The following is a 19,106-nucleotide window of genomic DNA, read 5'->3' on the forward strand; positions in this document are numbered from 1 at the left end:
AAGGTAGATTGCCGACACCCACCCATTATAATATTCTTTTTACCAGCTCCAGTATTTCCGCAGAAATCTCCTCCGCAGTGCGCACAGCGTCCACCACCACGATGTTTTCGCGGCCCTCCAGGCGTCCAAACACCTCAAAGAACTTTCCGCGTATGCGGTTCAGCTGCTCGCCCGACTGCTCGAAGATTTCAAGGTGAAGCCGTGCCTTGTCCACCCGCTCCTTGCATCTCTGCGCGTCAACGTCTAAAAAAATGCACAGGTCGGGGCGCAGGATTTCGGGGCAGCCAAGGTTAAGCTGCATCACCCAATCAAGGTCGGTGTCCAGGCCCTGATAGGCAAATGACGAATAGTAGTAGCGGTCGCAGAGCACGTCCACCCCGCTCTCCAGGTAATGTTGAATGCCGGTTTCAGGGTTTGCGTTGTGGCGGATGCGGTCGGCCAAAAAAAGCGACGCCAGCTCGCAGGCCGAACGCCTGGTATCGCCCGCAAGGGTTTCGCGTATAAGCCCGCCCACGGCACTTTCGGTCGGCTCGGCGGTTCGGTACACACGCCTGCCCTGCGAGAGCAGCCCCTTCTCCAGCAGTGAAATCTGCGTGCTTTTGCCCGAGCCGTCAATCCCCTCAAACACAATAAAGCGGCCCCGTTTGGTGTTGTTTTCGTTCATCTGCGCTCCCCGCATTCCATCAAGCGTTTTTTCTATGCTCTATTCTAGCACAAACCACCCTCTAATACAACAAAGCCCGACGGGGCTTCTCGTCAAATTATCTGCCACAGGGAATAATAATTTGGGGGAATATATTGAAACTATACAGGAATAAGTTGTATAATTGATTTATAAGTATTTAATATTTTCTTTTTAGGATGAAGCGTTTGATTTCATCTGTGCCGGGGTTAACGGGGATAAAATACTAATCTCCGATAAAAAGCATTGATAAAAATCTGCATCAAAACCCATACACGAAAGGTTTTTATATGCTTATGCGTCGGATATAAGTATACACGGACGGGGGAGCATGACATGCCTCAGATGCCAAAAAAGAAAAATGCCGGCGGTAAGCCGTCCGACGGCGGTTTACCTGCTATGGGGGCGGAAAGTACCGCCAGGCTTGGCACGGTTATTGATTTGGAAAAATTAAAGTATCTGCAGGATTTTATTATAAAGTCGCTGCACGTAGATTGTATGGTGTTAACCGCCGAAGGGGTTCCGGCTGTGGAGCCTTCTGGGTCCTCCGCCTGCCGCAGACGGTCGGCAAACGATCTGGAATCCTGCCGCTTTGTAAAGGCTCAGTCTATCAACCAGGTGCGCGAAAACAGCCTGCCCTGCAGCGGCACCTGTGAGCTGGGGGTTCGGTTCTGCTATATCCCGGTATTCCAGAATGGGCAGATTGTGCTGTTCTGGCAGCTTTCCGAGGATGAAAATCATTACAAAATCAGCCCCGACCGCTTTCACCTTGCCACACGCGCGGTAACCATCTTCAGCGACATTATAACCGGGCTTCTGGATGATAAATATAACCTGCGCGCCCAGCTGCTCAAGCAGAATACCCTTACCGGGGAGCTGAAAGAGGCGCTGGCCTACACGGTTTTTGAAAACGAAATCATGGACGGTATTGCCAAAGCGCCCGAGCTTGGTACCGGTATTTTAAACGCGCTTTCACTTATCGGGGAGCATTTCGGGCTTTCGCGCATTACGGTGTTTCGGTCGCTGCCCCAGCTTGGCGAGCGTGCCGTTACCTTCGAGTGGAAGGTACCCGCCATGCGTTCGCTTTCCCCGCTGCTGGAGGGTGCCCTCTCCGAAACGCTTGGCGCCTATTATACCGGCAGCACCGAAGAGCGGTTTGATAAGCACGGCTTTTTTCATACCTGCACCATGGAAGACCTGCCGCACGCCCTGAGCGACCTGCTGATTAGCGACCACACCGGCGAGGTGCTGCAGGCTGCCGTCAAGCGCAACGGTGTTACGGTGGCGGTAATTACCTTTGAAAAGGATGCGCTGCTGCCCAAATGGGGGCTCAGCCGCTTAACCGGCCTGAAGGCCGCCGCCGCGGTAATCTCCTCTGCGGTGTTGCAGAAGCTGGGCTTTGATTTTGCCGACCGTTCGCAGGCGATGATGTATACCATAGCCGATAACAACGGCTCACTCACCTATGCGGTAAACGCCCTGACGGGAAGAATCCTGTTCATGAACCTGGCCATGCAGAATGCCTACCCCGAGGCACGGCCGGGTGATCTCTGCACCAAGATAGCCAACCTTGACGACGGCGAGCGCTGTGCCTACTGCCCGATCAGCCGTTTTAAAGAGCCGGGCGAAAGGCTTCGATACGAGGTATATAACAGCAACGTTAACAAGTGGTTTGATCTGCACGCCTCGCGGTTTACATGGTTTGACGGCAGCGATGCCTGCCTTATCAGCACCACCGATATCAACAAAAAGAAGCTGTTTGAGCTGGAGGTTGAAAAGCTCGCCTACTACGACGCGCTTTTGGATATCCCCAACCGGGCTTACCTGATGCGGGTGCTGCAGTCGGTATTCGACGGCGGCGCAGAAACAGCGTGGGGTTCTATTATTATCCTTGACCTTGATGAGTTTAAGTTTGTCAACGACACCCTCGGCTCGCAGTATGGCGACGAGATGCTGCGCCAGATTGTAAAGTATTTTAACGAATGCCCCGATTTGGTGGGCAAGGTGTTCCGCTTTGGCGGTGACGAATTCTTTATATTGCTGCAGGGCTGCGAGATGGATGCGGCTATCACGGTTGCGGACGAGCTGCTCTCGCGGTTTAACCGGCCGTGGAGAGTATACGACGTAGACTGCACCTGTACCGTCAGCCTGGGTGTAGCGGGCTTTCCCAAGAGCGGCGTCAACCCCAAGCAGCTGATTGCCAACGGGGAATACGCGGTTTACGATGCCAAGGCTACCGGTAAAAACCGCTATGTACTGTATGACGAGGTGCTGTGCAAGAAGATCGAGCGCCGCCATAAGATTCAGGAGATTATGATGCACGCCTTGAAAGAGGCAAAGTTCGAGGTTTATTATCAGCCCATCTACAACGTGGATAAGGGCTGCTTTACCAAGGCAGAGGCGCTTTTGCGGCTGCACGACGACGAGCTGGGCTTCATCCCGCCCGACGAGTTCATCGGTATTGCCGAGGAGGTCGGGCTCATCAGCGATATAGGCCTGATGGTGGTAGACCGTGTGTGCAGCAACCTGTGCGAGCTTGCCAAAAAGGGCATCGTACTGGAATCGATGGCCATTAACATATCGCCGCTTCAGCTGGTGCAGGAGAATTTTGTAGACAGCATGTGGAGCATTATCTCGCGCTACCAGCTGCCGCCAACCGTTATTGAGTTCGAGATTACCGAAAACGTGGTCATCCGTTCCTACGACGCCGTGAAGAAAACCATGGGCGAGCTTCAGCGCCATGGCATCAACTTTGCGCTGGATGATTTCGGCTCGGGTTACTCCGGCTTAAACTACCTCATGATGCTGCCAATCAGCTGCCTGAAGATTGATAAATCCTACATCAACGAGCTGGAGGACAGCGTAAAGAGCCGCAAGATGCTTTCCAAGATTATTGAGCTGGTACAGGATTTCAACATACAGGTGGTTGCCGAGGGCGTTGAAACCAAGTTTCAGGATTCTATTCTCAAGAAGTTCAACTGCAACTTTATACAGGGGTATCTTTACAGCAGGCCATTACCCAAAGCCGAATTTGAGCAAGTGGTAACCAAAAGGGGCTTGCCGGTATCCTAAGCCTTTCTTGTCCTCTTCCGGAACAAGGAAGAACAGCATAAGAGCTCATCGATTGTTTGAGCAATTCCAATAAAAAACACAGAGAGTGAGGGTACGAATGAAAGTTTCTTCTAAAATCATGTCGACGATTGTTCTGGCAGTAATCGTGCCCCTGATTGTACTCTGTATTTTAATCAATATAAGCTTCTCCGCTTACACCCAAAACCATAATCTTGCGGCGCTTTCTGATCTGGCCCATTCCATCAGCAACCAAACCGAGGATTATTTTAACTATAAGAAGGAAGCTGCACAGTCCGCCGCGATCAACCCAGTTTACCGGCAGGCGCTCACCGGCCCTGCTTCGGCAGCCGAAGCTAGCAGCAATATACAACGGTCTGACCCTCAGGCTGTTTTAAACAGTTTATCCTTACAGCTCAAAGCATTGGATGACGCAAGAGAAGTTCTTCTGCTAAACGCGGCGGGAAGGGTGGTAATTTCTACTCAAAGCGAGCTTATAGGCACCGATTATGCTGCAAAGGAGGTTATTGACGCCGTACACAAAAACGGGGTCTATTCCTCGCCTATCCTATTAGACAGTGCCGAAAAGCCATATTTCTTCACCTGTGCACCAATCATCGAAAAAGATGAGGTTATCGGTATTCTGGCAATTGAATTTGATACCTCCTTCTTTTCTGACCTCGCTAAAAAAACGATTATCGGCACCAATGGTTATCTCTATTTTGTAGACAGCAGCGATCGCGTATTTGCGCATAAATATCAGGAACGGCAGACTGCTGCTGCCAGCTTTGAAAACCGCAACGGCTTTTATAATAACTTTTTGGAACTGAAAAAGCTCAACCCTCTGGGGCAGAAGGAGTTAAAGGCCGGAGAATTCAGCTATAATTATAACGATCATGTAATCATGCAGGGGGTTTATTACCCGCTTCGGGTTATTCAGGGCTACCTGTTTGTCATGCGTCCGCAAGATGAAATCTACCAGTCGGAAAAAAGGGTTGCACTTACCGTAAACCTGATGCTGCCGCTGTTGGCGCTCATTGCTTTCCTTGCGGCCATATTCCTGATGATAACCATACAGCGCCCCCTAAAGAAGATTCTGGCCTCGGCAGGCACTGTTTTGAAGGAAGAAGGCTATATCCGGTGCAACTATCGGGCGAATAACGAGCTTGGCTTGATCGCCGAGAGCCTGAACAATGTAAATACACAGATTATCAACACGGTTAACGAGCTGCGCGACGGCGAAAAGCGCTATCGTCTGGCGCTCGAGGCGGTAAGCGATATCGTTTGGGAATATGACGTTGAAACGCAGAAGTACATCTTCATGGCCAAGGATAAGGGGATGCTGGGCTCCCGGCGCGTTGAAAACGTTGACATCACCGGCTGTTCGTGGGCCTATGCTACCGATCCGGAGGCGGAGGAGCAGCGCAGCAAGGATTTTGCTCGCTTCCTCTCGGGTATGGCGAGGGTATATCACGCAGAGTACGAGGCCCGCGATATCCGCGGCAACGCCGTGTGGGCAGAGAGTATTGCTAACGCCATCCGAAACAAAGAGGATAAGATCGTTAAGGTGATCGGTTCTATCACCGATATCACCCAGAAGAAGCTGTATGACATCAAGGTGCTCCATTCCGCAGAGTACGACAAGCTCACGGGCATCTACAACCGCGCCACCATCGAACGCCATGTGAAGGATGAACTGAAAACGGGCGGGAACTCCGCGCTGATGATGATCGACCTTGACAATTTCAAGATCATCAACGATACCTTCGGCCACCAGTTCGGCGACCAGATTCTTCAGTTTGTATCCTCCAGTGTCTGCAAGGTCATCTCCTCTAAGGATATGGTCGGCCGTATCGGCGGTGACGAGTTTATTGTATTTATTAAAGAGGTATCTTCCGAGAAAGCGCTTGAAGAGGTTGCCGGCAAGATTGTAGCCACCCTTCAGGGCGGCTACGAGAAGGAGGGCATCCTTCACAAGCTGTCGGGCAGTGTGGGAGTTGCGCAGGCGGGCGCCTTCGGTGCCAACACCTACAAGGAGCTGCTGTCCTGTGCAGACTTTGCCATGTACAACGCCAAACGCCGCGGCAAGAACAAGTTCTGCCTGTTCACTGAAGCGTTGTATAAAGAAAAGGTTAAAAACGACGTGGTGGCCGAGCACCTTAAAGATCTTGAGGACAGCGATATTATCAGGCTTTCGCTCATCCCGGTATGGTGCAACAACAACCGGCAGATTGTACGTTTTTACGCCGACATTGATCTTCTCATTCCCGAATACCCAGAGCTTCGTCGCGAAGAGATCTACAAGATTGCGGTAGAAAGCAACCGCCAGACAGTTCTGCTGGAGCATACCTTCCGCGCCGTATGCCGCGCCATCAAATCAATAGAGCCTTATAACACCTATAATACCGCTATCACCTACTGCATTCCGGTGCTGATGCTGCAAAACGAATCGGTGCTTGCCGTATTAACCCGAGTGGCAGAGGAGGAGCAGGTAGACCCGAAGAACCTGGAGCTTGCCGTAGACCCGAAGATGCTCGGCACGTTTGACCGGGCCGCCTACAACTTCGTTACAGGGATACGACATTTATCCTCCGAGATTGAGCTGTTGGGCTTCGGCGGAATGTATACCAGCTATAATGTTATCAGTGATTTCCATTTTGACGTGGTGCACTTTGCCGATGATATGGTCGGTAAGGCCGTACATAGCCGCAAGCACCTCTCGATACTCAAATCGATGATGGATATTGCCCGCCAAACCGCAACTGCCTGCACCCTCACCCTTACTACGCAGGAGTTTGATATTTTAGAGGATAAGCTGGACGTATGCTTTACCTACTCCGGGGGCGAGGCAATCTCGTTGGAAGAGGCCTCTAAGATTATCCTGCAAAAACAGCAGCTAACCAACAAATATGAATGCTCGTTTTACAAGAGCCGGCTTCTCGAGAATACCATTATGGGCTTGTAGCACTATTTCATCATAATAAAGGGGGCAACGCCTGTGGCCAGCAGTTACATTCACAACCAACCTGAGCAAGAAGAAGACACCATGAAAGACAAATACCTTACCTTCATGGTAGGGAGCGAAAACTATGCGGTACCTATCAAATATGTAATCGAGATCAACCGCGTACTACCGGTTACGCCTATGCCTGACTTTCCAAGCTATTTTGAGGGTATCACCAACCTGCGCGGCAGGATCATTCCCATTATGAATATCCGCAAGCGCCTTGGCATGGAGGTCATCGACTATACCGATACCACCTGCTTTATGATTCTTACAGTCAACGACAAACCCTACGGCCTTGTGGTAGACAGCATCTCAGAGGTAGTGAATATCACCGATGCCGATATCACCCCGCCGCCTCTTGAGTCCGGCACGGTAAGCGGCTACATATTAGGCATTGCCAAGGTCAAGGAAGAGATTCGCCTGGTTATCAACTGTGAAACCATCTTCACCGACTAAGTTTATAAATCCAGCCCGGGTTACCCCCCGGGCTCTTTTTGGCATGTATCCCCTGTGCAAAACCACTGCAAAAAAGAGCGAAAAAAGATTGACTTTCTGCTCCTATCCGTGTATAATAATTTTTGCACTGTTTAGATAGTGCGGTTTGGGAGCATAGCTCAGCTGGGAGAGCATCTGCCTTACAAGCAGAGGGTCATAGGTTCGATCCCTATTGTTCCCACCACAATGGCCTGGTAGTTCAGTTGGTTAGAACGCTAGCCTGTCACGCTAGAGGTCAGGGGTTCGAGCCCCCTTCAGGTCGCCATTAAGTGCTTCTGTAGCTCAGTTGGTAGAGCAGAGGACTGAAAATCCTCGTGTCGTTGGTTCGATTCCGACCGGAAGCACCAGATATGCGGGTTTAGCTCATTTGGTAGAGCGCCACCTTGCCAAGGTGGAGGTAGCGAGTTCGAACCTCGTAACCCGCTCCATAAAGACAACCCCTCCGCAACGCGGAGGGGTTGTCTTTTGTTTTGAGGAAAAGTATGGTATTATGAATATGCCCGTTTTAAAAAGGATTATTACGCTTCTTACTACACGTCAGCCTTCATTTTGATAGTTTAACCGTTTTCATACTCTTGCAGACAAAAGATAACATTAAAAGTCGGGAACAGCTACCTTGAAAGTAATAAGATTAAGGCATGGCAAGGAGGTAACGAACTTGGGTTGGGTTGAATGCATCAGCAATGCCATCAGCTATATTGAAGACAATATCACCGAAGAGCTGACAATCGAGGAAATTGCAAAGCAGGTATTGATATCGCCGTTCTATTTTCAAAAGGGGTTCACCATGCTTTGCGGTTTTACGGTCGCAGAATACATTCGGCAGCGCAGGCTTGCTCTTGCCGGCAGCGAGCTTGTCTCCACAGACAAAAGGATTATTGATATTGCGCTTGACTATGGCTACGATTCCCCCGATAGCTTTACCAAAGCATTTACCCGTTTTCATGGCGTTACACCTACTGCCGTACGAAAGGACGGAGCAATGATTAAATCTTTCGCTCCGCTGAAAATCAAATTTATTTTGGAGGGCGGTTGTGTTATGGATTACAAGATTATCGAGAAGGATTCCTTTACGGTTATGGGAGCATCCAAGATATTTAACTACGATAATGCTAAAACAGAAATCCCCAAGTTCTGGGCGGAGCTTTATCAACCCGGCAAGAAGGCAGCTTTATGCGGGATGTATGGCATCAGCATAGACGAAACGATGGGATCGGATAAATTTGAATACCTGGTTGCGGATAATTACAATCCGGCGGCCGAGATACCGGAAGGTTTCGTTACAAAGGTTATTCCCGCATTCACCTGGGCCGTTTTTGCCTGCAGAGGCGCAATGCCTCAAGCCTTGCAGGAGGTTAACAGGCAAATATTTTCCGAGTGGCTGCCCAACAGCAAGGATTACGAGGTTGCGGCAGGCTACAATATTGAAATGTACAGCGACCCCTGCGATTATAAAAAAGGGAATCTTGACGAAAAATACTACAGCGAGATCTGGATTCCCGTTAAAAAGAAGTAGTATGCTAACCCCGCTTGCTGATTGAATTCAGCTTTCGGTTTAGCGAGCACTAATCACTAAACGCAAAACCTCTATTCCTATCACCTTTATAGAGCAGCGCCGCGAAGGAAAGGCAGTCCTTTGCAGCGCTGTTTTTGTTACAAACTATTTTAAAAATCTATTGACATATATCACGATATGATATATATTTATATTACAACGTGATATATTACACCACGATATAAAGGAGGGCCTGTATTGAATATTGAAAAGCTGCGCAAGCGCTTTATCCCGATGAGCGAAACCATGTTCTATATCCTCTACTCCCTGCAGGAGGAGCGCCACGGGTACGGCATCATGCAGTTTGTAAAGGAGCTTACCAACGGCCGGATTGTTTTAGGGGCGGGCACCATCTACCAGAGCCTGTGCAAGCTAGAGGGTGACGGGCTGATTGAGCCGGTTAAGGAGGAGGACCGCAAGAAGATTTATGTGATTACCAAGGCCGGGCGCACCATCCTGCTGGAGGAGGCCCGCCGCATTCAGGAAATCTATCGTTGTGTGGAGGGGTTGTTATGAGCAACAAAAAGGCTGCATGGTTTTCGGCATTCATTAACGTTGTTCCCGCAGACTACGAAAAATGGCTGGAGGATTTGGCACTGCAGGGCTGGAACATCGATAAAATCGGGCAATGGAGCTCGATTCGTATGGTGTTTAAGCACACCACACCCAAGCACTACCGCTATGTGTTTGATATGCAGGCTGCTCCCAAAAAGGATTACAAGGCAACCTATGAACAGTTTGGCTGGGAGTTTGTGGGGCAGATGGCCAGCGCCTTTATCTGGCGCAAGGAGTATGACGGGGAACGTCCGGAATCGTTCAGCGATGCCGAAAGTGTAATAAAGCGTAATACCAATGTGATGTACGCAGTGATGGTTTCGTTCATTCTGTTTTTAATCACTGCCGTCGCACTTACCGTTTGCTTTATTCTGTTTTTCAACACGCTGAATCTTTCAGATATTCTGCAGTATGTTTTGGGCTTCACCCTGTCTTATCTGTTCACCCTTTATCTTGGGTATGTAATAAACAAGATACGGAAGAATAGGTTGAGATAATCCACCTAACTAACGAGCCGCCACACAGGCGGCTCGCTTGATGTTCTTCACCCTTTTATAGTCCTAAGCACCGTATCAAAACCAATGAGCAGCCGGCTTACCGAAAAGGGAATTCTAATGGAAAATCTCTTTTAAAATCCCCTTGCTCGGTAAAATATCACCTGCGTTGAATTCTATAACAGACTGTCTCCGCATATAGAATATGATGTAATACATCAAGGCAAACAGGTTACCGGGCACCGTTACTATTGCAGCACCCTTAAACCCCATATAAAGTGCAGGATAAAAGTCGGGTTCAGAATCGTATTTGTTACCGTACCAATCAGCATGCCCACCATGGATACCAGAGTTGCCCTATGCCGTATGCTCAGCGTAAGGTTTACACCAAGTCACGCAAGGGCTGGTTGCGAACAACGGTACCATAGCCAAGCGGTAAGGCAGAGGTCTGCAAAACCTCTATTCCCCGGTTCAAATCCGGGTGGTACCTCCAGCAGAATGAAAAGCGAGCCGGAACACCCGGCTCGCTTTTCATTCTGCCAATTTAGAGAAACGGATTAATAGAAAGCTAGAATTATCATTGTACTCATGGCCAAATAGCATGGACATATAACACTTCCAGAAGTATAATAAACATGGTTTTGAGCACTCAATAGGACATCGTTTAATTGACAGTGAGGTAAGACATTATGAATATCGCGTATTGCATTATTTGTCACCGCAACACCAACATTCTTCGCACAACCATCGCCCTTCTTTCCAAAGAAAACGACATCTACCTTCATGTGGATAAGAAGGCATGTTTGACCGACTTTGATGAGTATCAAGGCCGCGTATTCTTTATTAGGAACAGGGTCAACGTTCAATGGGGAGCCTATTCCCAGATTGAAGCAATGCTTGCATTGTTTTCTGAAGCCATTAAAGGCAATTATGATTATTATTGCCTGCTTTCGGGTGACGATTTACCCTTAAAGAACAGTGCCGCAATCAAGGAATTTATTAGCAGAAATGACGGCGCAGAATATATTGGCATTGTCAAGGACTTTGAAAAGCTTAAACCTTTATTTGAACAGCGGTTAAAATATAAGCATAGCCGTTTTTCTTTAAAACGAACTAAATCCTTGCCGGAAAGGGCCCTCTTTAAGCTGTACAAAATAATGAGGCTTAACCGAAGGCCGAACCGCTATTACTGCCAGCTTCCCCCGTTATACAAAGGCGCGAACTGGTTATGCATCACCAAACAGTTGCTGGAATATATTTTTAACTACCTTAATGCAAACCCATGGTATCAGAAGGCTTTTAAACATGGTTGCTGCGGGGACGAGATATTCTTTCAAACCATCGTTATGAATTCCGAATTTAAAGACAAGATCTATCACTATGAGACGGAACTCGACGATAACCGAATGGCTTTGCGGTATATCGACTGGGTTAGCGGGCCTCAATTTCCTAAAATCTTATCCGAGCAAGATTTGCCAAGGATGAAAGATACTGATTGTATATTCGCAAGAAAGTTTAAAGATGATTTGGATATTGATGTCTATAAGCGTGAAATGAACATCACTGAATAACCTGTTATCCCTCCTATTCTAATGAAAGTAAATATGTTATAGACGACAAAGAAGCGGGTATGCATTTACCCGCTTCTTTGTTCCAACAACAACTATTTTTTAAGGCTTCAGCGCCTTTTATTACCGGTGCATTTCCTCTACCGTAACCTCAAACGCCTTTTTGCGGCTAACCTTGTTACTCAGCCAGATGAACAATACCCCAAAACCTGCACAGACTGTAAGTGCTGCTGCGCCTAACCCTACATACCATAGCCCGCTCTGGATACATTCCGTCAGGATATATATTAGCCCCGCAACAACCAGCACTGCGGCTGCAATCTTCAGCACGGCGGGCCATTCCTTCTGCGGCGCTGCCAAGGTCTGCGCTTTGGCTTCGGCCTGTTCTGTCATCATTCTCATAATACCCCGCTTTCCCATACCGATGTATGGGTTTTATTCCTGAAGAGCTGCTACTTCTTTGTTTTTACTGTAACTAAATTATACAATACCCACGCTGCCCGTTCAACAACAAAGCGTTTACAATTCAGGTACTATTTCAGTGGCCTGAAAGTGTGATTTTACTGCAAAAAAGTCGGATTGTTAAACTTTACATAAAACTTTTTACTCTTTGTAACCAGCTTGTAATACTATTGGCCTTGCAGCAAACGCCACGCGGTTGTTCTAAACCATTCAAATAACTTTGCATACACTGTATCCGTTTACATATTACCAAGCCATAGAGCATCATTGCACCGTTTTATCAAGTCTGCGTTTGCCCGCTACCTGATGCACACATCTTCGCTTTTATTTAAGCGCTGACGCTTGCCAAAAAGCCCGATATCTCTGCATCCTCCGCCGTAAAGCCATAGATCCGGTGCCGGCCCTCGTACGAGCTGCGCATCTCCTCCATCACACCGTTAAGCTCGTTACGCAGCGGCTGGCTGTCATCCTTCAGGCTGGTATAAAGCTGTGCCACCTCAGGCAATGCGCTGTAGGAAAGGTCGCTCAGGTAGCTTGCGTCCAATTGAACAGCGGCAGGGCTTTTTATATACCGCTCGATATTGTAATGGGCAATCAGTCTATCCACGTTCACGAGTGAGAGCACGCATACAAATACAATCGCTGTCGCACCAATGAACCGAAGGGCGTTGAATTGCTCGCTGATACATTGCAGTACCAGCCAGATTAAACATACCCCTATTACCGCCATAAACCACAGCGTAAGCAGGCGCTTTACGCTCAACCCGTAAGCCTGAACATATAGCCCCATGCGCAGCACCGCCGAGGCCAAGATCACCCCGTTGCAGGTGCACATAAGCGTAACCAGTACCCGCACCGCAATCGGCAGGCCGTTCTGCCCCTTTTTACAAAAGCAGAGGATAAAAACCGCGGCGGCAAAGCACAGCCCGCTTGCCCACGAGAGCTCAAAAAAGCCTTTTCGCGCATATTCGGCGTACGAAAGCCCGCTTACCATCCGCCCCGCGCTGCCCGCAAACAGGTATTGGAACTGCACCGCAACAAACAACAGCAGTATGAGGTTAATCACCGATAAAAAGGCGGTACCTACGGTGGTATCAATAAAGCGGGAGGCCGCTTTATCCTTAGCCGGTTCCTTGCCCTCGACCTTTGCGGCAATAAGGTACGCACCTAACACAATAGCCCCTGTACTGCCTAAAAGAAGGTCGGTTATCAGCTTTCCAAAGCTGATATGCAGCGTCTGGGTGATATAGTTAAGGCCGCTTTCAAACACGCTGTCGGCCCTTGCGAAAAGCAGCAGCAGAATGGCCCCAAACGGCAAGGCCAGCGCAAGCCCTGCGGCAGCCTTTAATACGGCTGCCGTTTTCGGCGACTTGATTTTTCTAACAGCCCGCAGGCTCCTAAACGGCATATCTAAAAAGCTCAAGGGGCGCGCCACCAAGTGGTTTGCCGCCTTTGCCAGTGTATCGAACGAAAGCAGCGTGTTCAGCCTGCCGCCGCTTAGCAGTATTGCCTGCACCGCCGCCAGCCCAAGCAGCGCGGGTACTGTCATCATCTGCACCGCGGGGTTATAGTGCAGCCCAAAGCCTGCCGCTATCAGCATTATCGGCACTGTAAGCAGCACCCCCTTAAAGCTGAGCCGTTCACCCTTTTCGTGAAAGTAAACCAGCATAAACGAGCATAATATCGCCGTAAGCACCGTTACGCTGATACCCATGGCGCCTAAAAATACCGTTTCGGTAAACAGTATGCCGAATGCCACTGAAAAAACGGTTGCCGCAAGCCCCTTTTCACTCTCTGCGGCAGAGAGCACCCGCTTGTAGCGCTCGGTCTGCCTGCGCGGCGGTATTGCGGCGCTCATCGGGTTTACAACCGGCACAAACCCTGGTGCCGGCACCTTGTTCATCTCTTGCTCATTCATTACAATTCAGCCCTTTCTTTGTTTGAGTACCGTAAAATGGGTGCAAAAAACCAAGCCTTACCCCTTTTCGGTTAAAGCGAATTTTTATATGATTCTATTCAAAGCCCTGCTTTGTGCAAAAGCGGGGATGGTTTCTGTCTGGATCAGGTCACCCTTTAATCCTTTTCGGGGATGTACTCCAGCAGGTCGGCGGGCTGACAATCCAGTACCTTGCACAGCGCCTCCAGCGTTGAAAACCGCACCGCCTTGGCCTTGTTATTCTTTAAAACCGAAAGGTTTGCCAGCGTAATGCCTATCCCCTCCGCCACCTCGGTGGCGCTGAGCTTCCGTTTGGCCATCATTACATCAATGTTTACTACAATCGGCATAGCCCTATTCCTTTCATATACCGTCAGATGGTAAGGTCGTTTTCCTGCTTGTAGGCTACCGCCTGCGTAAACAGCTCCGCCAGCACCGCCATCAGCGCGGCGATAAACGAAAAGGCCAGCGCAACGCACAGCACCAGCACCGAGGGCAGCACCGGCATCACCCCAAGGTATACCGCCGCAATCGGCAGGCATAACAGCCCAATTCGTTTCAGCCGCTTTGCATTGGCTTCGTTAAACGGGTTTTCGGTATTCACACTTCTGAGCAGCCGGCGCAGGTACAAAAGGATGCAGAACGCGCAGATGCCCGAGACATACAGCGCAATCAGCATCGGGATGCGCACCGCATCGGGGTTCGGGTAGCTTACCCATCGGTAGTAGCCTTCTAATACCAACGGCAGAAAGACAATAATACCGCCCCCCAGAACCATAAAGATTACGCAGAGCCTCTCCAAAAACACACACAGACTGTGCTTCCCCAATATCTTCAGCTTCATACATTCATCTCCGCTATATATTGTAGTTGTCGCGCAATTTACCGACAAGTCAAACCGAGCGTTCACGGCATGGATAATGCAGTTTATGTTCAACAATATTATCCACACGGTTTATCTCTGTCAGCTTATAGTATACCCATGTATTTATCGTTTGTCAATAACAATATATCAATTATCAATATATTTATGCCGATAATCATGATGCGTTTCGGACGATGATGAAGGATTTGCCGTTCTGTGTATTCAATCACATGATTCATTGGCTGTTTGAACCGAGTGTATCCCTCGCCACATCAAATGACAATACCTATTCATGCCTTCATCCGAACGCAAAAAAGCCCCCGAATTGGGGGCTACCTAGTGTCAAAAACCATGAAACACTATAATTATTCAGGTCGCTCGGCAAACTGTTATGTATCAATTCTAGTTAACGGATTGATATTCTTGTTCCGGTAAATTAAATCATCTCTGGCTGTAAAACCGCGCTTATCCCAAAATTGATTCCCGATTTCATTTTTGTCAAACACCACAAGGGCTACTTTGTTAATGCCCTCGTCTCTTAACGCGTTCATGGCCTGTTCTAGCAGTGCACTTCCCACACCCTGCCCTCTTTCCGTTGTTTTTACCGCGGTGTGATGAATAAATCCTCTGCGGCCGTCATGCCCGCTCATAATCACACCGATTATCTCCCCGTCCTGCTCAGCGATAAAGCAGGTATTCGGGTTCCGGCATAAATACTTCTCAATACCCTCTCTCGAGTCGTCAACGGTATTCAGCCCCATGCCGGGGGTTCTCAGCCACAGCTTATAAATTTCGTCATAGTCATCAATAGTCATTCTTCTTATATTCATGGATGCACTTCCTCATTCAAAAATGAAAGTCAAATAGCCGCAGGTATCCGCCTAAGCTTTTAAGCGGCCCTAAGCTAAAGCCGCATTAATTCTGTTTAAGCTGCAATAGGTATTGTTATCTCTCTGCGTACTCGTGCGTGATCATCTTCGTTGTTTCCCGAATCTTCAGCGACGGCACGAATATCTTGTGAACGCATTCGCCCGGCTGTTCCACCGCCTTAATCACCATCCGCGCCGCGTTAACGCCCATCTCATACACCGGCTGGTGAACCGTCGAAACCTTCATCAGCTCCGAAAACTGAACATCATCAAACCCCACCACCGAGATATCCTGCGGAATTCGCGAGCCAAGCTCCTCCATGCGGCGTATAAACGCAAAGGTCATCATATCGTTAAATACAAACACAGCGGTTACATGGCTGTCGTAAAAATACTCCGCGCCGCGGGCCCCGCCGTTAAACTGGTAATCCCCTTCAAAGCACCACGCCTCATGAAACGCAACCCCCGCCTCCTGCATTGCGCGCTTCGCACCCTCCAGCCGCTCCTGCGTAAGGGGAAAGCTCTCGGGGCCGGTAACAAAACCGATATTCGTATGCCCGCAATCAATCAGGTGCTTCACCGCTATATATCCGCCGGTGGCGTTATCCAGCGAAACACAGCCCACTCTGCCGTAGCTGGAGGGCCTGTCAACCAACACCATCGCAACCCCGTTTTGCTCGGCACACCGGCAGGCCTCTTCAATGTCCTGCTCGGTACTCTCCTGCACCGTGGCCAGAATAATGCCGTCTACCCCTTTATCAATCAGCATATCAATATTGTTCAGCTCCTGCGAGGTTTGGTTGCCGGAGCTGCAAAGAACCACATGGTAATTACTTTGGGCAGCACCCTCGCCCACCGCCTTAAAAAGCTCGGCGTAAAACGAGTTGGTGAGGTCAGGCAGCACCAGCCCGATGGTTTGCGTGTGCCTTTTTACCAGGCCTATCGCAAGCTGATTGGGCCGGTAGCGCAGCTCCTCGGCTGCATCCAGCACCATCTGCTTGGTTTTTTCAGATATTTTGGTGCCCTTGTTGTTCAGTACCAGTGATACGGTTGTAATGGAGAGGTTGGTCTTGTTGGCGATATCCTTAATTGTCGTCCTCATGCCCACACACCTTAAATACCATATTTTGTTCTATTATAATTGGTATATTAAGGTATGTCAACAATAATTCTACATAAATTATCTTTAAAGTATTGGTTTCGACTTTAGTTGCTCGATTATTCATAGAGTTCATTCTTCCAGCGAAGTTTGTGCACAATATTAATTTTTAGGCAGGCAGTACCTGCCGTTTTTCATCATATCGCAGAATAATTACCGTTGGTAATATTTCTTTGTATAGACTATTGACTTTCGTGCTCATTATGATAAAATTACCTATGGTAATTACCATTGGTTATTAAGGGGGCTTTGTATGACAAGGAAGAATATCGGGCGGGAGCAGATTGTAGAAACCGCCACCCGTTTGATTGACGAAAACAACGGCACCAGAAATGTAACCCTGCGCGAGATTGCCAAGGAGCTTAACTGCGCGCACACCAACCTTTATAACTACTTCGGCAGCCTTGACGAAATCTATTGGGCCGTGCTGGCAGAGATTATCGACCGAATGCTGAGCTACATGAATCAGCCCTCCGATACCGCCAAAACACCCGAAGACAATCTGTTTCTAAAGCTCTCCCGTTTTATCGATTTTTACATCGATCATCCGGGCTGGTACCGGCTGGCATGGTTGGAGCCGTTAAACGGCAACGCTCCGCCTGATGTGGAACAGGCCATCGGCAGGCCGATGCAGGAGTTTGCGCAGGTGTTAACACTGGCCTGCCCCAAGCCGCTTACCCTGCGCGAAACGCAGGAAATCTGCAATATCCTGTTTATGTACACCTTTGGGGAGCTTGGGGTTTGGATTAATCACCGAACCTTTGAAACCAATCTCACCGTAATGAAAGAAAACATCGCAGGCAATACCAAAAGACTATATCATCTGCTAATTAAATAAATGAAAGCGACAGCATAAGAAAGGAACAAAACCTATATGAAAAACGTATTAACCGTTATCGGCATTATTGTAGGCGTTATTATTCTGTTGTTTATTGTTGCAATGGTTACTATGGTAATACTCGTAAACAGCAACAATGCCTATAAAGGCGATAAGCAGCAGCTCTTAAAAGGCTCAAACGGAAAGAAGGCCCTGGTGGTATACCAGCCGTCGCTCTCCTCTGCCTCCAAGGCCCTTGGCGAAAGCCTTGCCAAAGGCATCAACGAGGCAGGCTACGAGGTAACCGTAAGCTACCCCGGCAAGCACCTCTCGGGGGATGTATCGGGCTATGATGTAATTGTAATGGGCACCACCGTATTCGCCGCGCAGCCCTCTAAGCTGATTGCGGAGTTCGGTGCCGCTGTTCAGGGCGCTGCCGATAAAAAGGTAGTGGTTTATTCGCTGGGCGGTATGGCCGAAGCCCCGGAGCTGGATACCATGGCCGCATATTTTAAAGATTCAACCGTAGTAAAGCACAAATTTTTGGCAAACGAGGATACCAAAACAGCCGCCTACCAGCTTGGGCTGAACATCGACAAAGAATAAACTGCCATGAACATTAAAATCGCCATCAACCTGCTTACCCTTTCGCGCATCGTGCTCGGCATTCTGTTTGCGTTATTTCTGCTGCTTCCGGGCGGCAGCCTCATCGGTGCGTTTGCGCTCTATGCCTTAGCCTGCGCCACCGATATTTTAGACGGCAGGCTTGCCCGCCGCTTTGGTGCTGTCTCCCCCATCGGTGCAAAGCTAGACGCCATTTCAGACGTAACGCTGTTAATCACGGCCTTTTGCGCCATGACCACCACTCACCTTATGCCGTGGTGGATGATTATAGCAGCATTGCTAAAGTTCATTGAATTCTGGGTAACCTCGCGCATCCTTACAGGCGTTCATAACGGTAACGCGCCGCTGTTCTTTGATAAACTGGGCAGGCTATCCGCCATTCTCATGCTCGCCCTGCCGCTTATCGTCCTGCCGCTCTATGCGCTGCTCCCTTTTATAGCGGATATCCTCGTAACCTGCCTGGCAGAGGCTGTCTGCCTGATGGCGGCGGGTTCAAGCGCCTACCGAATCAAGCGCTGTATCGAAAGCAAAGCGGAAGAGCTCTCTTTGTAAAAATATCCGCAGCCGATGAACTATCAAAAATCCCCTCTGCAGCGCAGGGGGGATTTTAGTTTGAAACAAATCACAAGCAAGCCACTCTCAAAAGGGCATAACAAATCAGACCATTCGAGAATGGTCAAAAAAACAGATTGAACAGCTACAGGACCTCGCCGCTTTCCTCGTCTAATATCAAGAAACCTTTGCTGCGCAGGAATGTAATAGCCTGAGTCATGGTCAGTTCGCGAGCGGCAGGCGGCTTATCGGCCTTTCTGTAGAGCTTGGCGCTGTAGACCTCATTCTTGCTGAGAATGTGCCAAATAGCAGTCAGGAGTTTTCTTGCAATCGCAATAACGGCTTTCTTTCCTCCGCGACGTTTTTTAAGCTCGAGATACTTGTTCTTGAGTTCGGG

17 protein-coding genes, 5 tRNA genes and 1 pseudogene are annotated in these 19,106 nt (G+C 49.0%); 15 read left to right on the forward strand and 8 right to left on the reverse strand.

The window, feature by feature from the left end:
- Positions 1–25: 25 nt before the first annotated feature.
- A complete protein-coding gene (tmk, locus tag BLR50_RS11765) occupies positions 26–664 on the reverse strand; it encodes a dTMP kinase (RefSeq protein WP_162840418.1) in 639 nt (212 codons plus the stop codon).
- Between the two features lie 363 nt (positions 665–1,027).
- On the opposite strand from tmk, the gene BLR50_RS11770 reads away from it, so the two are divergent.
- From BLR50_RS11770 to BLR50_RS11825, 12 genes are all read left to right on the forward strand, one after another.
- Positions 1,028–3,754 (forward strand): putative bifunctional diguanylate cyclase/phosphodiesterase, encoded by a 2,727-nt coding sequence (locus BLR50_RS11770; protein WP_162840419.1) that lies wholly within the window; start codon positions 1,028–1,030, stop codon positions 3,752–3,754.
- Between the two features lie 97 nt (positions 3,755–3,851).
- A complete protein-coding gene (locus BLR50_RS11775) occupies positions 3,852–6,716 on the forward strand; it encodes a diguanylate cyclase domain-containing protein (RefSeq protein ID WP_092642505.1) in 2,865 nt (954 codons plus the stop codon).
- 33 nt (positions 6,717–6,749) lie between these two features.
- A complete protein-coding gene (locus tag BLR50_RS11780) occupies positions 6,750–7,214 on the forward strand; it encodes a chemotaxis protein CheW (protein ID WP_092642508.1) in 465 nt (154 codons plus the stop codon).
- A 147-nt stretch (positions 7,215–7,361) separates the two neighbouring features.
- A tRNA-Val gene (locus BLR50_RS11785) sits at positions 7,362–7,437 on the forward strand.
- 4 nt (positions 7,438–7,441) lie between these two features.
- Positions 7,442–7,518, forward strand: a tRNA-Asp gene (locus BLR50_RS11790).
- A gap of 6 nt (positions 7,519–7,524) precedes the next feature.
- Positions 7,525–7,600, forward strand: a tRNA-Phe gene (locus BLR50_RS11795).
- A gap of 5 nt (positions 7,601–7,605) precedes the next feature.
- Positions 7,606–7,681 (forward strand) — tRNA-Gly (locus tag BLR50_RS11800).
- Between the two features lie 230 nt (positions 7,682–7,911).
- The gene (locus BLR50_RS11805) at positions 7,912–8,769 is read left to right on the forward strand and encodes an AraC family transcriptional regulator (protein WP_092642511.1); all 858 of its coding nucleotides are present in this window, start codon (positions 7,912–7,914) and stop codon (positions 8,767–8,769) included.
- Between the two features lie 237 nt (positions 8,770–9,006).
- A complete protein-coding gene (locus BLR50_RS11810; protein WP_092642514.1) occupies positions 9,007–9,324 on the forward strand; it encodes a PadR family transcriptional regulator in 318 nt (105 codons plus the stop codon).
- Positions 9,321–9,860, forward strand: a complete 540-nt coding sequence (locus BLR50_RS11815; RefSeq protein WP_092642517.1) for a DUF2812 domain-containing protein — start codon at positions 9,321–9,323, stop codon at positions 9,858–9,860. The genes BLR50_RS11810 and BLR50_RS11815 overlap by 4 nt, the downstream gene beginning before the upstream one ends.
- 415 nt (positions 9,861–10,275) lie before the next feature.
- Positions 10,276–10,350: transfer RNA gene (locus tag BLR50_RS11820), tRNA-Cys, on the forward strand.
- 196 nt (positions 10,351–10,546) lie between these two features.
- Positions 10,547–11,428, forward strand: a complete 882-nt coding sequence (locus BLR50_RS11825) for a beta-1,6-N-acetylglucosaminyltransferase (RefSeq protein ID WP_092642520.1) — start codon at positions 10,547–10,549, stop codon at positions 11,426–11,428.
- 120 nt (positions 11,429–11,548) lie between these two features.
- On the opposite strand, the gene BLR50_RS11830 is transcribed toward BLR50_RS11825, so the two are convergent.
- The 6 genes from BLR50_RS11830 to BLR50_RS11855 form a co-directional block, all read right to left on the reverse strand.
- Complete coding sequence (locus tag BLR50_RS11830; protein ID WP_092642523.1) at positions 11,549–11,821, reverse strand: hypothetical protein; 273 nt, start codon at positions 11,819–11,821, stop codon at positions 11,549–11,551.
- A gap of 394 nt (positions 11,822–12,215) precedes the next feature.
- Positions 12,216–13,805 (reverse strand): DUF4153 domain-containing protein, encoded by a 1,590-nt coding sequence (locus BLR50_RS11835; protein ID WP_092642526.1) that lies wholly within the window; start codon positions 13,803–13,805, stop codon positions 12,216–12,218.
- A 155-nt stretch (positions 13,806–13,960) separates the two neighbouring features.
- The gene (locus BLR50_RS11840) at positions 13,961–14,173 is read right to left on the reverse strand and encodes a helix-turn-helix domain-containing protein (protein WP_092642529.1); all 213 of its coding nucleotides are present in this window, start codon (positions 14,171–14,173) and stop codon (positions 13,961–13,963) included.
- Between the two features lie 23 nt (positions 14,174–14,196).
- Positions 14,197–14,667, reverse strand: a complete 471-nt coding sequence (locus BLR50_RS11845) for a DUF2975 domain-containing protein (RefSeq protein ID WP_092642532.1) — start codon at positions 14,665–14,667, stop codon at positions 14,197–14,199.
- Positions 14,668–15,077: 410 nt separating this feature from the next.
- Positions 15,078–15,518 (reverse strand): GNAT family N-acetyltransferase, encoded by a 441-nt coding sequence (locus BLR50_RS11850; protein ID WP_205408701.1) that lies wholly within the window; start codon positions 15,516–15,518, stop codon positions 15,078–15,080.
- A 115-nt stretch (positions 15,519–15,633) separates the two neighbouring features.
- The gene (locus tag BLR50_RS11855; RefSeq protein WP_092642535.1) at positions 15,634–16,659 is read right to left on the reverse strand and encodes a LacI family DNA-binding transcriptional regulator; all 1,026 of its coding nucleotides are present in this window, start codon (positions 16,657–16,659) and stop codon (positions 15,634–15,636) included.
- A gap of 310 nt (positions 16,660–16,969) precedes the next feature.
- Between BLR50_RS11855 and BLR50_RS11860 the strand changes: the two genes are divergently transcribed.
- Genes BLR50_RS11860 through BLR50_RS11870 form a run of 3 tightly spaced genes read left to right on the forward strand, consistent with a single transcriptional unit; the run spans position 16,970 to position 18,709 of the window.
- A complete protein-coding gene (locus BLR50_RS11860) occupies positions 16,970–17,554 on the forward strand; it encodes a TetR/AcrR family transcriptional regulator (protein ID WP_092642538.1) in 585 nt (194 codons plus the stop codon).
- Positions 17,555–17,590: 36 nt separating this feature from the next.
- Positions 17,591–18,139, forward strand: a complete 549-nt coding sequence (locus tag BLR50_RS11865; protein ID WP_092642541.1) for a hypothetical protein — start codon at positions 17,591–17,593, stop codon at positions 18,137–18,139.
- Between the two features lie 6 nt (positions 18,140–18,145).
- Positions 18,146–18,709 (forward strand): CDP-alcohol phosphatidyltransferase family protein, encoded by a 564-nt coding sequence (locus tag BLR50_RS11870; RefSeq protein ID WP_092642544.1) that lies wholly within the window; start codon positions 18,146–18,148, stop codon positions 18,707–18,709.
- Between the two features lie 145 nt (positions 18,710–18,854).
- Here the strand turns inward: BLR50_RS11870 and BLR50_RS14515 are convergent.
- Positions 18,855–19,106 (reverse strand): annotated as a pseudogene (locus BLR50_RS14515) (IS110 family RNA-guided transposase); the annotation flags it as partial.

Origin of the sequence: Acetanaerobacterium elongatum, assembly GCF_900103835.1 — a bacterium.
Lineage (GTDB): Bacteria > Bacillota > Clostridia > Oscillospirales > Ruminococcaceae > Acetanaerobacterium > Acetanaerobacterium elongatum.